Source organism: Streptomyces apricus (assembly GCF_008369065.1).
In the GTDB taxonomy this organism is placed as follows: Bacteria; Actinomycetota; Actinomycetes; order Streptomycetales; family Streptomycetaceae; genus Streptomyces; species Streptomyces apricus.
The window spans coordinates 181,106-196,001 of sequence record NZ_VDFC01000075.1 but is presented as its reverse complement, the minus strand read 5'-3'; the positions used below and the strand labels follow the sequence as shown (position 1 = coordinate 196,001).

At 71.1% G+C, this 14,896-nt stretch carries 12 protein-coding genes; 8 read left to right on the top strand and 4 right to left on the bottom strand.

Annotated features, from left to right (window positions below):
- Both FGF04_RS34485 and FGF04_RS34480 read right to left on the bottom strand, forming a co-directional pair.
- Positions 1-3,469, bottom strand: a 3,469-nt coding sequence (locus FGF04_RS34485; protein WP_149515453.1) for an SCO5717 family growth-regulating ATPase, incomplete at its 3' end; no start/stop codon positions are given.
- A 402-nt stretch (positions 3,470-3,871) separates the two neighbouring features.
- Entirely contained in the window at positions 3,872-4,168 is a 297-nt protein-coding gene (locus tag FGF04_RS34480; RefSeq protein WP_149515325.1) for a DUF397 domain-containing protein, read from the bottom strand.
- Positions 4,169-4,458: 290 nt separating this feature from the next.
- Here FGF04_RS34480 and rpsO point away from each other — a divergent pair, with 290 nt between their 5' ends.
- The 5 genes from rpsO (at position 4,459) to FGF04_RS34455 (ending at position 9,936) form a co-directional block, all read left to right on the top strand.
- On the top strand, positions 4,459-4,746 hold the full coding sequence (gene rpsO, locus FGF04_RS34475) for a 30S ribosomal protein S15 (RefSeq protein ID WP_020128575.1): 288 nt from the start codon (positions 4,459-4,461) through the stop codon (positions 4,744-4,746).
- A gap of 342 nt (positions 4,747-5,088) precedes the next feature.
- Positions 5,089-7,305: a polyribonucleotide nucleotidyltransferase gene (locus tag FGF04_RS34470; RefSeq protein WP_149515324.1), complete on the top strand. Its 2,217-nt coding sequence runs from the start codon at positions 5,089-5,091 to the stop codon at positions 7,303-7,305.
- Positions 7,302-8,681 carry a M16 family metallopeptidase gene (locus FGF04_RS34465; protein ID WP_149515323.1) on the top strand — a complete coding sequence of 460 codons (1,380 nt, stop codon included), beginning with the start codon at positions 7,302-7,304 and terminating at the stop codon, positions 8,679-8,681. The genes FGF04_RS34470 and FGF04_RS34465 overlap by 4 nt, the downstream gene beginning before the upstream one ends.
- Before the next feature lie 44 nt (positions 8,682-8,725).
- Positions 8,726-9,478, top strand: coding sequence for a 4-hydroxy-tetrahydrodipicolinate reductase (gene dapB / locus FGF04_RS34460; RefSeq protein ID WP_149515322.1), 753 nt, complete (start codon positions 8,726-8,728; stop codon positions 9,476-9,478).
- A 5-nt stretch (positions 9,479-9,483) separates the two neighbouring features.
- Positions 9,484-9,936 (top strand): tetratricopeptide repeat protein, encoded by a 453-nt coding sequence (locus FGF04_RS34455; protein ID WP_149515321.1) that lies wholly within the window; start codon positions 9,484-9,486, stop codon positions 9,934-9,936.
- A 73-nt stretch (positions 9,937-10,009) separates the two neighbouring features.
- Here the strand turns inward: FGF04_RS34455 and FGF04_RS34450 are convergent, their stop codons facing one another.
- Positions 10,010-10,570, bottom strand: a complete 561-nt coding sequence (locus tag FGF04_RS34450) for a hypothetical protein (RefSeq protein ID WP_149515320.1) — start codon at positions 10,568-10,570, stop codon at positions 10,010-10,012.
- A gap of 138 nt (positions 10,571-10,708) precedes the next feature.
- Positions 10,709-10,948 carry a hypothetical protein gene (locus tag FGF04_RS34445; protein WP_149515319.1) on the bottom strand — a complete coding sequence of 80 codons (240 nt, stop codon included), beginning with the start codon at positions 10,946-10,948 and terminating at the stop codon, positions 10,709-10,711.
- A gap of 219 nt (positions 10,949-11,167) precedes the next feature.
- On the opposite strand from FGF04_RS34445, the gene thyX reads away from it, so the two are divergent.
- The 3 genes from thyX to FGF04_RS34430 all read left to right on the top strand — a co-directional run bounded on the left by thyX (position 11,168) and on the right by FGF04_RS34430 (position 14,848).
- Positions 11,168-11,908, top strand: a complete 741-nt coding sequence (gene thyX / locus FGF04_RS34440; protein ID WP_149515318.1) for an FAD-dependent thymidylate synthase — start codon at positions 11,168-11,170, stop codon at positions 11,906-11,908.
- Between the two features lie 220 nt (positions 11,909-12,128).
- Complete coding sequence (gene dapA, locus FGF04_RS34435; protein WP_149515317.1) at positions 12,129-13,028, top strand: 4-hydroxy-tetrahydrodipicolinate synthase; 900 nt, start codon at positions 12,129-12,131, stop codon at positions 13,026-13,028.
- 134 nt (positions 13,029-13,162) lie between these two features.
- Positions 13,163-14,848: a ribonuclease J gene (locus FGF04_RS34430; RefSeq protein ID WP_149515316.1), complete on the top strand. Its 1,686-nt coding sequence runs from the start codon at positions 13,163-13,165 to the stop codon at positions 14,846-14,848.
- Positions 14,849-14,896 lie beyond the last annotated feature (48 nt).

The following is a 14,896-nucleotide window of genomic DNA, read 5'->3' as shown; positions in this document are numbered from 1 at the left end:
GGTGCTGCTGGGGCGGCTGCGCGTCCCCGCCGGGCTGCTGGGGCGCGGCTCCGTGCGGCGGGTACGGCTGACCGGGGTGCTGGTGCTGCTGCGGCTGCTGCGGCGGGGAAGAGGGCTGCGGCTGCTGGTACGGCTGCCCCGGGGCGGGCGCGGGCTGCCCCTGCTGGGGGAACTGCCCGGGCTGGGGCTGCCCCTGCACCGGCTGTCCCGGAACCGGCTGTCCCGGGTAGGGCTGTCCCGGGTACGGCTGGCCGGGAACGGGCTGGCCGGGCAGCGGCGGGGCCGCGACCGGCGGCGGGMTGCCGTCCGACGTCCACAGGCCCTGCGACTTCTGGTGGCGTGCGATGTCCTCCGCGACCAGCGCAGACAGGTTGAAGTACGCCTCGCGCACCTTCGGCCGCATCATGTCGAGGTTGACCTCGGCGCCCGCCGCCAGGTGCTCGTCGAACGGGACGACGACCACGCCCCGGCAGCGCGTCTCGAAGTGGCTGACGATGTCGTCCACCTTGATCATCTTTCCGGTCTCGCGCACCCCGGAGATGACGGTGAGGGACCGCGACACCAGGTCCGCGTACCCGTGGGCGGAGAGCCAGTCCAGCGTCGTACTGGCGCTGCTGGCACCGTCGACGGACGGCGTCGAGATGATGATGAGCTGGTCGGCGAGGTCGAGCACGCCGCGCATGGCGCTGTACAGCAGACCCGTGCCGGAGTCCGTGAGGATGATCGGGTACTGCTTGCCGAGCACGTCGATCGCGCGCCGGTAGTCCTCGTCGTTGAACGTCGTCGACACGGCCGGGTCGACGTCGTTGGCGATGATCTCCAGCCCCGAGGGCGCCTGCGAGGTGAACCGCCGGATGTCCATGTACGAGTTGAGGTACGGGATCGCCTGGACGAGGTCGCGGATGGTGGCCCCGGTCTCGCGGCGCACCCGGCGGCCGAGCGTACCGGCGTCCGGGTTGGCGTCGATGGCGAGGATCTTGTCCTGGCGCTCGGTGGCGAGCGTGGCGCCGAGGGCGGTGGTCGTGGTCGTCTTGCCCACGCCGCCCTTGAGGCTGATGACGGCGATCCGGTAGCAGGACAGCACCGGGGTGCGGATCAGGTCGAGCTTGCGCTGCCGCTCGGCCTCCTCCTTCTTGCCCCCGAGCTTGAACCGGGAGGAGACGGCGGCGGGCCGGCCGCTCTTCGCCTTCTGCTTCTTGTTGTTGAGCAGCCGGTCCGACGACAGCTCCACGGCCGCCGTGTAGCCGAGCGGCGCCCCCGGGTTGGTGCGCTGCCGCTGGTCGTGCTGCACGGGCTGCGGCCAGGCGGTACCGGTCCGCGGATCGACGGGGGCCTGCTGTTCGGGCAGGGGCTGAGGCTGCGACTGCGGCTGTCCCTGCTGGGGGAACGGCTGCGGGGCGTGCGGCTGCTGCGCAGGGGCCTGGGCGGCCTGCGGCGCGTTCGGGGGCTGGGCCCCCGGTGCCTGGGCGGCCGGCGGCTGCGGGAATCCGTAACCGTGCTGTGGAGCAAGGGCGTTGAAGACATCAGAAGCCGCGCTTCCCGGCTGCGGGAAACCGTAGGCAGCCTGCTGACCGGCCGCGGGTGCGGGAGCGGCCGGAGCCTGCTGGGCCGGAGCCTGCTGGGCCGGGGTCGGCTGCGCCGGCTGGGCCGGGGCGGGCTGCGCCGGCGGCGGGAACCCGTAACCGTCCTGAGGAGCGGGACCCGGCACCGGGGCCTGGGCCGGAGGCGCGGTCACGGCCGCGGGCTGCTGCGGGTGCGCGTGCGGCTGCGGCTGCTGCGCTGCGGGAGCCGCCTGCGGCGCGGGAGGCGTAACGGGAGCCGCGTCCTGCGCACCCGGAGCGTTGAACTGGGGGAACCCGTAGCCGCCCGGCTGACCGGCGGGCGCCGGAGCGGCGGCGGCAGCGGCGGGCGAGGGMGCGTCCGGCGTACCGGGACCCGCGGGCCAGGCCGACGGGGACTGCTGCGGCGCCTGGGGTGCCTGCGGCTGGAACGGCTGCCCCTGCGGCGGTACGGACGGCTGTGCCGGCGCAGTCGCCTGCGGCTGCCCGCCCTCACCCTCCGCCGACGCGGGCCACTGCCCGGCCGGAGTGGGCGCGGCGGGCTGGTACGACGGCGGCAGCGGGGGCAGCCCGCCCTGCGGCAGCGGCGGCGGGGTCCACGCGGGCGGCGCGTCCCGCACGGAGTCGGCCGCCTCCGCGGCGGGCTCCGCAGCGGGTTCCGGCACGCTGTCCCGGGGCCCGGCCTCGCCCGACGGCGGCGCGTCCTGCGGCTCGGGGCCCGTCACGCGTCCGGCGTCACCCTGATCACCGGAGTTCCGCGCGGCGGCGTCAACCGGCTGCGGCCCGTCGCCGTCCGTGAACGTCTGCGCGACGGCGGCCTCGTCCGCCGGCTCCGTACCCTTCCGCTCCTCGTCCTCACCCTTGTCCTCGTCGGCGGCGACGGACAGCACGGGGGCGTTTCCGGCGGAGGCCTCTTCGGCCCCGCCCGCTTCCTCGGCCCCCTCGTCCACCTGGTCGTCGTCCTCGGACCGGTTCCCGAACGCGACCTGGACGACCTCGGCGTCGGCGTTCTCCGGACCGTCGTCCGCCGCTCCGTCCGAACCGACGGACTCGGACTGTGGCTGGGGCTCGGGCTCAGCCTGCGGCTCGGCCGAGGCCGGGGCCGAAGCCGAGTCCGAAGCTGCGGCCCGCTCCGCGGCCTCCCGCTTCACGGCGCCGGGGGAGATCCGCAGGGTGGAGCCGCTCTCGACGTCCCCGCCCCCGGTGTCCCCGCTGTCGCTCTCGGCGTCGTCGGAAGCCTGCGCGGGCTGAGGAGCGACGGCAGGCGGAACCGGAGGAACCGGCGGAGCCCACGACTGCTGCCCCTGCCCCTGTCCCTGGCCCTGGAAGTTAGGCACAGCGCCGGGCCCTGCCGTGGCGCCGCCCTGCGGCTCGTACCCACTGCCCACCGGCAGTTTCGGCACGGCGCCCGGCCCTCCGACAGGAGCGGCAGGACCAACCGGCCCGACAGGACCAACAGGACCGACTGGACCAACGGGCCCGACAGGACCAACCGGAGCGACAGGACCGGTGGGCGCGACGGGAGCGACGGGCGCGACAGGAGCCGCGGCCGGCGGAGTGTAGGGAGTCCCGGGAGCGAACGACGGCACGCCCGGAAGCCGAGGACCGAACGACGGCGCGACCGGAGCCTGCGGAGCCACGGGCGCCGTACGGTCCGTACCGGCCGCATCACCCGTACCGCCCGCGCCGTCCGTCTCGTCGGCCTCGTCCGTCTCCTGTTCCTGCTCCTCCTCCTGCGGCACGGCCGGGGGAGCGGTGTCCGAACTGCCCGACGCGTTCTGCGTGTACCAGGCGGGAGGGGCGTAGTCGATGGTGAACTCGCCCGTCGTCTCGACGGCGGACTCCGCGTCGGACTGGTCATCGCCGGGTGTGGCCCAGCCCCCGCGGATCCCGTCCCGATCGCTGTTCACAATTCCTCCTGGTGTGGTCGAGCACCCTCATACCGAGCTGCGGCGACCGTTCTCGTCGTCCGAGGCCTTCCGAACCGCCCCGGATCCCCCTCTGAAGCGGCGGTCCCGTCCATGGGTACTACTGCCGCGCCCACCCCAGCCTAATCACCACAACCACCCCCACGGCAGGCCCGTCCACCCCTGCGCTCGCGCCCACCACGTCACGCACCGCCCGGAAGCGGCGTACGAACGGCCTTGCGCGGAAGGCAAAGTGGACAAAGAGCGTCAAAGAGAGGTGCACAAAGAGCGCCGAAGAGAGAAGGGCCGGCGGCACCCACGCCACCGGCCCTCCCCTTCGCTCTGCTTTGAAGCAGTCGTGCTGCCCTGAAGCAGTCGTGCTTGCCCCGCCCCGCAGCCGTCGTGCTACTCGGCCGCGGCCCCGCCGTTCCGCGGCGCCGGCTCCAGGTCGAACTCCCCGTCACGCGCGCCGAGCACGAAGGCCCGCCACTCCGCCTCGGTGTACCGCAGGACCGTGTCCGGGTCGAGGGACGACCGCATGGCCACCGCGCCGCCGGGCAGGTACGCGATCTCCACGCGCTCCTCGTGCTCCTCGGTCCCCGGCGCGCTCTGCCATTCGACCCCCGAGATGTCGAGCGCGTAGAGCTCGTCCTTCTCCCGCTCCTTGCGCGCCCTGACGTCCTTGTCCTCTGCCTCGGCCATGGCGAAGCGACCCCTTCCAGACGAACGAACCCGATCTGTCGCGTCACCCTACTGGGGCCCGCCCCCGCCTCCCGGGCCTCTCGCGCACCCCGGTCCGCGCACCCCGGTCGGTGGGCCTCCCACCCCCTGGTACGCTGTGTTACGGCCGTATGTGTACGCACCCCCGGACCGCCCTCACGGGCCCTGGAGGTCGCGCTCAGCGGATCCCCGCCTCCCGAGTTACGGAAGCTCCCCTGAGAAGTGGACCAGGGGCACTCGGTGGCCATCGACGAAGACTACGAGGAGTACGCGTGCCGCTCGACGCCGCTACGAAGAAGCAGCTCATCACGGAGTTCGGTCAGAAGGAGGGCGACACCGGCTCTCCCGAGGTGCAGGTCGCGATGCTCTCGCGCCGTATCTCGGACCTGACCGAGCACCTCAAGACCCACAAGCACGACCACCACTCCCGCCGTGGTCTGCTGATCCTGGTGGGTCAGCGCCGTCGCCTGCTGCAGTACCTGGCGAAGAAGGACATCCAGCGCTTCCGTGCGCTGGTGGACCGCCTGGGCATCCGTCGCGGTGCGGCGGGCGCCAAGTAAGCACATCGTGGAGGGAGCGGTTCCCACTTCTAGGGGGCCGCTCCCTTTGCTGTACGTGCGCAGTGTCACCACCCCTTTGTAATGTGGTGGCAGGACGAAGTACGCAGGACACAGAGTGGCACCGTGACAGCGCACCGCGATGCACGGCTGCCGCACCGCACGACACGAGGGAAAGCGCACCTCGCCGCCGCCGGTCCTCGGTAGTGGCCCCCGGGCGAATGGGAACCCGGGAGCTTCGATCGAAGACCGGCCCGCACGAGTAGGCGCGCTTCTCCGCAGGAGCGTCCCGCTGCCACACGGGCAGGCCGGGACGGAAGACGAAAAGTATCGGAGAGAACGCTAGTGGAGAACGAGACCCACTACGCCGAGGCCGTCATCGACAACGGTTCCTTCGGCACCCGCACCATCCGCTTCGAGACGGGCCGCCTGGCCAAGCAGGCCGCCGGCTCCGCCGTCGCGTACCTGGACGACGACACCATGGTGCTGTCGGCCACCACCGCTTCCAAGAACCCCAAGGACCAGCTCGACTTCTTCCCCCTCACGGTGGACGTCGAGGAGCGGATGTACGCCGCCGGCAAGATCCCCGGCAGCTTCTTCCGCCGCGAGGGCCGGCCCTCCGAGGACGCGATCCTCACCTGCCGCCTCATCGACCGCCCGCTGCGCCCGTCCTTCAAGAAGGGCCTGCGCAACGAGATCCAGGTCGTCGCCACGATCATGGCGCTCAACCCCGACCACCTGTACGACGTCGTGGCGATCAACGCCGCCTCCGCGTCCACGCAGCTGGCCGGCCTGCCCTTCTCCGGCCCGATCGGCGGCGTCCGCGTCGCGCTGATCAACGGCCAGTGGGTCGCGTTCCCGACGCACACCGAGCTCGAGGACGCCGTCTTCGACATGGTGGTCGCCGGTCGCGCCCTGGAGGACGGCGACGTCGCGATCATGATGGTCGAGGCCGAGGCCACCGAGAAGACCATCCAGCTCGTCGCGGGCGGCGCCGAGGCGCCCACCGAGGAGGTCGTCGCCGCCGGTCTGGACGCCGCGAAGCCCTTCATCAAGGTGCTCTGCAAGGCCCAGGCCGACCTCGCGTCGAAGGCCGCCAAGCCCACCGGCGAGTTCCCGGTCTTCCTGGACTACCAGGACGACGTCCTGGAGGCGCTCACCGCCGCCGTCAAGGACGAGCTCTCCCAGGCCCTCACCATCCCGGGCAAGCAGGACCGCGAGGCCGAGCTGGACCGCGTCAAGGGTCTCGCCGCCGAGAAGCTGCTCCCGCAGTTCGAGGGCCGCGAGAAGGAGATCAGCGCGGCGTACCGCGCGCTGACCAAGTCCCTGGTCCGTGAGCGCGTCATCAAGGACAAGGTCCGCATCGACGGCCGCGGCGTCACGGACATCCGTACGCTCGCCGCCGAGGTCGAGGCCATCCCGCGCGTGCACGGCTCCGCCCTGTTCGAGCGTGGCGAGACCCAGATCCTGGGCGTCACCACGCTGAACATGCTCCGGATGGAGCAGCAGCTGGACACCCTTTCCCCGGTGACCCGCAAGCGGTACATGCACAACTACAACTTCCCGCCGTACTCGGTCGGCGAGACCGGCCGCGTCGGCTCCCCCAAGCGCCGCGAGATCGGCCACGGAGCGCTCGCCGAGCGCGCCATCGTGCCGGTCCTGCCGACGCGCGAGGAGTTCCCCTACGCGATCCGTCAGGTGTCCGAGGCCCTCGGCTCCAACGGCTCGACGTCCATGGGCTCGGTCTGCGCCTCCACCATGTCGCTGCTCAACGCCGGTGTGCCGCTCAAGGCCCCCGTCGCGGGCATCGCCATGGGCCTGATCTCCCAGGAGATCAACGGCGAGACGCACTACGTCGCGCTCACCGACATCCTCGGTGCGGAGGACGCCTTCGGCGACATGGACTTCAAGGTCGCCGGCACCAAGGAGTTCGTGACCGCCCTCCAGCTCGACACCAAGCTGGACGGCATTCCGGCCTCCGTCCTGGCCGCGGCCCTCAAGCAGGCCCGTGACGCCCGCCTCCACATCCTCGACGTGATGATGGAAGCGATCGACACGCCGGACGAGATGTCCCCCAACGCCCCGCGGATCATCACGGTCAAGATCCCCGTGGACAAGATCGGTGAGGTCATCGGCCCGAAGGGCAAGATGATCAACCAGATCCAGGAGGACACCGGCGCCGACATCACGATCGAGGACGACGGCACCATCTACATCGGTGCCGCCCAGGGCTCGCAGGCCGAGGCCGCGCGCGCCACGATCAACGGCATCGCCAATCCGACCATGCCGGAGGTCGGCGAGCGCTACCTGGGCACCGTCGTGAAGACGACGACCTTCGGCGCGTTCGTGTCGCTGCTCCCGGGCAAGGACGGACTGCTGCACATCTCGCAGATCCGCAAGCTCGCCGGCGGCAAGCGCGTGGAGAACGTCGAGGACGTCGTCGGCGTGGGCTCCAAGGTCCAGGTCGAGATCGCCGAGATCGACTCCCGCGGCAAGCTCTCCCTCATCCCCGTCATCGAGGGCGAAGAGGGCGACGACCAGAAGGACGACACGGACAAGTGACGTCGGGCAACTCCACGGCGACGGCCCGCACCTCCTCGGAGGCGCGGGCCGTCGCCCGTACCCAAACCCTGATCAAGGGCGAGAACGGCATCGGCACGGTCCGCAAGACCATCCTCCCCGGTGGTCTGCGTGTCGTCACCGAGACCCTGCCCTCCGTGCGCTCCGCCACCTTCGGCATCTGGGCGCACGTCGGCTCGCGCGACGAGACGCCGTCCCTCAACGGCGCCACGCACTACCTGGAGCACCTCCTCTTCAAGGGCACGCGGCAGCGCAGCGCCCTGGACATCTCCTCCGCGATCGACGCGGTCGGCGGCGAGATGAACGCGTTCACGGCGAAGGAGTACACGTGCTACTACGCGCGCGTGCTCGACACCGACCTGCCGCTCGCCATCGACGTGGTCTGCGACATGCTGACCGGCTCGCTGATCCGCGAGGACGACGTGAACGTCGAGCGCGGCGCGATCCTCGAAGAGATCGCCATGACCGAGGACGACCCGGGCGACTGCGTGCACGACCTGTTCGCGCACACGATGCTCGGCGACACCCCGCTCGGCCGCCCGGTCCTCGGCACGGTCGACACGGTCAACGCCCTCACCGCGGACCGCATCCGGCGCTTCTACAAGAAGCACTACGACCCGACGCACCTCGTGGTCGCCGCCGCCGGGAACGTCGACCACAACAAGGTCGTGCGCCAGGTGCGCGCCGCCTTCGAGAAGGCGGGCGCGCTCAAGCGGCAGGACGCCGTCCCGATCGCGCCGCGCGACGGCTCCCGCACCCTGCGCACCGCCGGACGCGTCGAGCTCCTCGGCCGCAGGACCGAGCAGGCGCACGTCGTCCTGGGCATGCCGGGCCTGGCCCGCACCGACGAGCGCCGCTGGGCGCTCGGCGTCCTGAACACCGCCCTGGGCGGCGGCATGTCCTCCCGCCTCTTCCAGGAGGTCCGGGAGAAGCGGGGCCTGGCCTACAGCGTGTACTCGTACACCTCGGGCTTCGCCGACTGCGGTCTCTTCGGCGTGTACGCGGGCTGCCGGCCCAGCCAGGTCCACGACGTGCTGAAGATCTGCCGCGACGAACTCGACCAGGTCGCCGAGCACGGCCTGCCCGACGACGAGATCGAGCGCGCCATCGGCCAGCTCCGCGGCTCCACGGTCCTCGGCCTGGAGGACACCGGCGCGCTGATGAACCGTATCGGCAAGAGCGAGCTGTGCTGGGGCGAGCAGATGTCCGTCGACGACCTGCTGACCCGCATCGAGTCGGTCACCCCGGACGAGGTCCGCGAGGTGGCCCGCGAGGTCCTGGGACAGCGGCCCTCGCTGGCCGTCATCGGCCCGCTGAAGGACAAGCAGGCGTCCCGCCTGAACGACGCCGTCGCGTAGACCGGCKCCCGCCGGCACCCGTGCCCGACCAAGAAAGCAGGAACATGAGCAAGCTGCGCGTGGCGGTCCTCGGCGCCAAGGGGCGTATCGGATCGGAGGCGGTCCGGGCCGTCGAGGCCGCCGAGGATCTCGAACTGGTGGCCGCCCTCGGCCGGGGCGACTCCCTGGAGACGCTGACCGACACCGGCGCCCAGGTCGTCGTCGAACTCACCACCCCCGCCTCGGTCATGGAGAACCTCGACTTCTGCGTGGGGCACGGCATCCACGCCGTGGTCGGCACGACGGGCTGGACCGAGGACCGCCTCGCCCGGCTGAACACCTCGCTCGCCGCCTCACCGGCCACGGGTGTGCTCATCGCCCCGAACTTCTCCATCGGCGCGGTGCTGACCATGAAGTTCGCCGAGGCGGCCGCGCCGTACTTCGAGTCGGTCGAGGTCATCGAGCTGCACCACCCGAAGAAGGTGGACGCCCCCAGCGGCACCGCCACCCGCACCGCCCAGCTCGTCGCCGCCGCCCGGCGGGAGGCGGGCAGCGCCCCGCAGCCCGACGCGACGACGACGGCCCTGGACGGCGCCCGCGGCGCGGACGTCGACGGCGTCCCGGTGCACGCGGTCCGGCTGCGCGGCCTGCTCGCCCACCAGGAGGTGCTGCTCGGCGGCGAGGGCGAGACCCTGACGATCCGTCACGACTCGCTGCACCACAGCAGCTTCATGCCGGGCATCCTGCTCGGCGTGCGCCGCGTCGTGGACACCCCGGGCCTCACCTTCGGCCTGGAACACTTCCTGGACCTGAAGTAACCGCCATGACCGCGAAGCTCACGTACGCCGTCACGGCCGCCGTCCTGGTGGTCTACTTCGTCCTGGTCGGCAGCCGCGGGGTGATGCTGATCCAGCACGGCACGCTGCTCACCGTCACCTTCGGCGTCGCCGTCCTCGTCCTGCCGGCGATCGGCGTCTGGTTCCTCTGGAAGAACACCCGGTTCGTCCAGCAGGCCAACCGGCTGGCCACCGAACTCGACGCCGAGGGCGGGCTGCCCGTCGACCAGCTCAGGCGCACCCCGTCCGGCCGCATCGACCGCGATTCGGCCGACGAGGTGTTCGCCCGCCGCAAGGCCGAGACGGAGGACGCCCCCGACGACTGGCGCAGCTGGTTCCGCCTCGCCGTCGCCTACCACGACGCCCGCGACACCCCGCGCGCCCGCAAGGCGATGCAGCACGCGATCGCCCTGCACGACGGCAAGCCCGTACGCACCTGAGGGGCCGGCCGTACGACGGAGGGGTCCCGCCACACCTGGTGTGGCGGGACCCCTCCGTCGTACCGCTGGCTGGTCAGGCGCGCTGCCGGTACTCGTCCGCCCACACCTCGACGGCGTCCGCGGCCCGGTCGAAGGCCTCGGAACGGCCCAGGAAGTCGGCGCTGTGCGTGGTCAGCAGGGGCGTCGGCTCCTCACCGGAGTGACCGCCGCGCTGGAGGACGAGCGCCTGCCCCTGCACGGTCCGCGGCAGCCCGAGCCAGCGCACCGGCTGCTGCACGGTCCGCACGAACATGACGTACGTCCACGGCGTGGTGTTCGTGGTGAAGAACCGCACCAGGCGCAGCCCGGAGGCGCTCACCCAGGTGCCCATCCGCAGCAGGCGCAGCGCGCAGGCGATGACCACCACGGCGAGCACCAGGCAGGCCCCGCCCCCCGACGCGTTGCCCGCCGCCACGATGATGACCGCCGCGAACAGCAGGTACGAGGCCAGCAGCAGCAGGAGCGCGGCCGCGCCCACCCGCCACGGGCCGGGCCGGTAGGGACGCCGCCACCGGTCGCGGTCGTCGAACGGCAGCGCGAGGTCCTCGCCCGGCTCGTCGAAAGCGCGATCGGCGGTCAGAAAGGGCAGGGGCACGGCTGATCCTCACTCAATCCACGCATGGGCTGTGCCCGGTGAGGCTACCGAGACGGATCTCCGCCCACCACCCACGGGGGGCCATGGGGGTGCCGTGCAGGCCACCGGGCCCATGGGGGAGGCGTGCCGACCGGGCGGTCAGCGGCCCTGAGAGGCGTCCGACTGCTGCGTGCGCGAGGGCGAGGTGTCGGTCGTCAGGGCGGGCCCGCCGACGACCAGGGCGCCCACCAGACCCGCGACGACGGTCAGCCCCAGGAGCCACCGCCCGGCCAGCTCCCCGACGGAGGCGCGCGGGGGCGGCGGGGGCGTGACGTTGCTGCGGAACCTGTCGGCTTCGGCGACGAAGGCGAACGGAACGGGCTCACGCCGACGGAACATGGGGTGCGCTTCTCCTCCGGGGACGCGAATCCTCTGCGGATTCGAACGGATCACTGTCACGTATACAGACGAGCGAATGCCCCGAAGGGTGCCCTGTTTCACCTGATTCACAGAAGTTCGCGGGCGAATGCCACGGCACGGCAGCGAACGCCGTCTTGTCGGTGCCGGCCCGTAGAGTGGTCGCCGCCCGAGCCAGTACTGGGAAGGACCCTCCACACCGTGACCGACACCCCCGCCGCCGACCTCAAGCCCAGCTTCCGCAGCGATGTCACCGTCGAGCTCGTCAAGCACACCGCTTCCGACACCGACGTGCTGTTCGCCGCGCGGGTCTCGACCCTCGGCGAGCAGTCCCTGGGCGAGCTCCAGAAGGACCCGGAGCGCTCGAAGGGCCTGATCAACTACCTGATGCGGGACCGGCACGGCAGCCCCTTCGAGCACAACTCGATGACCTTCCTCATCAGTGCGCCGATCTTCGTCTTCCGCGAGTTCATGCGCCACCGCGTGGGCTGGTCGTACAACGAGGAGTCGGGCCGGTACAGGGAGCTGGAGCCGGTCTTCTACGTGCCCGGGGAGTCCCGCAAGCTGGTCCAGGAGGGCCGCCCCGGCAAGTACGTCTTCGTGGAGGGCACGCCGGCCCAGCAGGAGCTCACGGGCCGCGTCATGGAGGACTCGTACCGCCACGCGTACGAGGCGTACCAGGAGATGCTCGCCGCCGGCGTCGCCCGCGAGGTGGCCCGCGCCGTCCTCCCGGTGGGCCTGTTCTCCTCGATGTACGCCACGTGCAACGCCCGCTCGCTGATGCACTTCCTCGGCCTGCGCACCCAGCACGAGCAGGCGAAGGTCCCGTCCTTCCCGCAGCGGGAGATCGAGATGGTCGGCGAGAAGATGGAGGCGCAGTGGGCCGAGCTCATGCCGCTGACGTACGCCGCCTTCAACGCCAACGGGCGCATGGCGCCCTGACGCACTCCGGGCGCCCCGCGCGGGCCCGGCGGGCACATCTGTGCGGTCGACCGAGTGAAGTGTCCGTATTGCGGCATTTAGAGAAGTTCATCTAGCCTGATCAAAGGGACCCGGCGCTGCTTGAACCCCCGAGCAGGCAGTGCCGGGCTCCATCTTTGTCCCGACTTGTCGCCCGCCCCTAGGGCAGACCGCACGGTGAGCAGCGAGTAGCGTGTTACCCATGGCTCCGACCTCCACTCCGCAGACCCCCTTCGGGCGGGTCCTCACCGCCATGGTCACGCCCTTCGCGGCGGACGGCGCACTCGACCTCGACGGCGCGCAGCGGCTAGCCACCCACCTGGTGGACGCAGGCAACGACGGTCTGATCGTCAACGGCACCACGGGCGAGTCCCCGACCACCAGCAACGCGGAGAAAGCGGATCTCGTACGAGCCGTGGCGGAGGCCGTCGGCGACCGCGCCCACGTCGTCGCCGGCGTCGGCACGAACGACACGCGCCACAGCATCGAGCTGGCCCGGAGCGCCGAGCAGGCCGGCGCGCACGGCCTGCTCACCGTGACGCCTTACTACAACAAGCCCTCCCAGGAGGGCCTGTACCAGCACTTCACGACGATCGCCGACGCCACCGGCCTGCCGGTCATGCTCTACGACATCCCCGGCCGCAGCGGCGTCCCGATCAACACCGAGACCCTGGTACGCCTCGCCGAGCACCCGCGGATCGTCGCCAACAAGGACGCCAAGGGCGACCTCGGCCGCGCCAGCTGGGCCATCGCGAGCTCCGGCCTCGCCTGGTACTCGGGCGACGACATGCTGAACCTGCCGCTCCTGTCCGTGGGCGCGGTCGGCTTCGTCTCGGTGGTCGGCCACGTGGTCACCCCCGAGCTCCGGACCATGATCGACGCGTACGCGGGCGGCGACGTCCAGAAGGCCACCGAGATCCACCAGAAGCTGCTCCCCGTCTTCACCGGCATGTTCCGCACCCAGGGCGTCATGACGACGAAGGCCGCGCTCGCCCTCCAGGGCCTGCCCGCCGGACCGCTGCGCCTGCCCATGGTCGGCCTGTCACCCGAGGAGACCACGCAGCTCAAGATCGATCTTGCCGCCGGCGGGGTACAGCTCTGAACACAGACTTCACAACTGAATACGCACGATCCAGCGGGCCGAGGGCCCGCTGCACCTGACAACTGCTACTGCACGAACGTCATGCGCGCCACGTGCCCTACCAGGTACGTGGCGCGTGTGGTGAGGAGAGTCTTTTGAGTCATCCGCATCCTGAACTCCGCCTTCCGCCGAAGCTGCCCCAGGGCGGCCTGCGGGTCACCCCACTCGGTGGCCTCGGCGAGATCGGCCGAAACATGACGGTCTTCGAGTACGACGGCCGTCTGCTCGTCGTCGACTGCGGCGTGCTCTTCCCCGAGGAGGAGCAGCCCGGCATCGACCTGATCCTGCCGGACTTCAGCTCGATCAGGGACCGCCTCGACGACATCGAGGGCATCGTCCTCACGCACGGCCACGAGGACCACATCGGCGGCGTCCCCTTCCTCCTCAAGGAGAAGCCGGACATCCCGCTCATCGGCTCCAAGCTGACCCTCGCCCTCATCGAGGCGAAGCTCCAGGAGCACCGCATCCGCCCGTACACCCTTGAGGTCGCGGAGGGTCACCGCGAGCGCGTCGGCCCCTTCGACTGCGAGTTCGTGGCGGTCAACCACTCCATCCCGGACGCCCTCGCGGTCGCCATCCGCACCCCCGCGGGCATGGTGGTCCACACCGGCGACTTCAAGATGGACCAGCTCCCGCTGGACGGCCGCCTGACCGACCTGCACGCCTTCGCGCGACTGAGCGAGGAGGGCATCGACCTCCTCCTCTCGGACTCGACGAACGCCGAGGTCCCGGGCTTCGTCCCGCCCGAGCGCGACATCTCGAACGTGCTGCGGCAGGTCTTCGCCAGCGCCAGCAAGCGCATCATCGTGGCCAGCTTCGCCAGCCACGTGCACCGCATCCAGCAGATCCTCGACGCCGCCCACGAGTACGGCCGCCGGGTCGCCTTCGTCGGCCGCTCGATGGTCCGCAACATGGGCATCGCCCGCGACCTCGGCTATCTGAAGGTCCCGCCGGGCCTGGTGGTGGACGTCAAGACCCTGGACGACCTCCCGGAACACGAGATCGTCCTCGTCTGCACCGGCTCCCAGGGCGAGCCGATGGCGGCCCTGTCGCGGATGGCCAACCGGGACCACCAGATCCGCATCGTCCAGGGCGACACGGTCATCCTGGCGTCGTCCCTCATCCCGGGCAACGAGAACGCGGTCTACCGCGTCATCAACGGCCTGACCCGCTGGGGCGCCAACGTCGTCCACAAGGGCAACGCCAAGGTGCACGTCTCGGGCCACGCCTCGGCCGGCGAGCTCCTGTACTTCTACAACATCTGCAAGCCGCGGAACCTGATGCCGGTCCACGGCGAATGGCGCCACCTGCGCGCCAACGCCGAGCTGGGCGCCCTGACCGGCGTCCCGCACGACCGCATCGTGATCGCCGAGGACGGCGTGGTCGTCGACCTCGTCGGGGGCAAGGCCAAGATCTCCGGCAAGGTCCAGGCCGGGTACGTGTACGTCGACGGCCTCTCGGTCGGCGACGTCGGCGAGCCCACGCTCAAGGACCGCAAGATCCTCGGTGACGAGGGCATCATCTCGGTCTTCGTGGTGCTGGACACCAGCACGGGCAAGATCACCGGGGGCCCGCACATCCAGGCCCGCGGCTCGGGCATCGAGGACTCCGCCTTCAACGCCGTCCTGCCGAAGGTGGTCGAGGTCCTGGAACGCTCGGCCCAGGACGGTGTCGTCGAAGCCCACCAGATGCAGCAGCTCATCCGCCGCACGCTGGGCAAGTGGGTCTCGGACACCTACCGCCGGCGACCGATGATCCTGCCGGTCGTCGTGGAGGTTTGAGCCTCCCGTACACGAGAACCCGGAGCGGAGCACCTCGATTTGCATCGG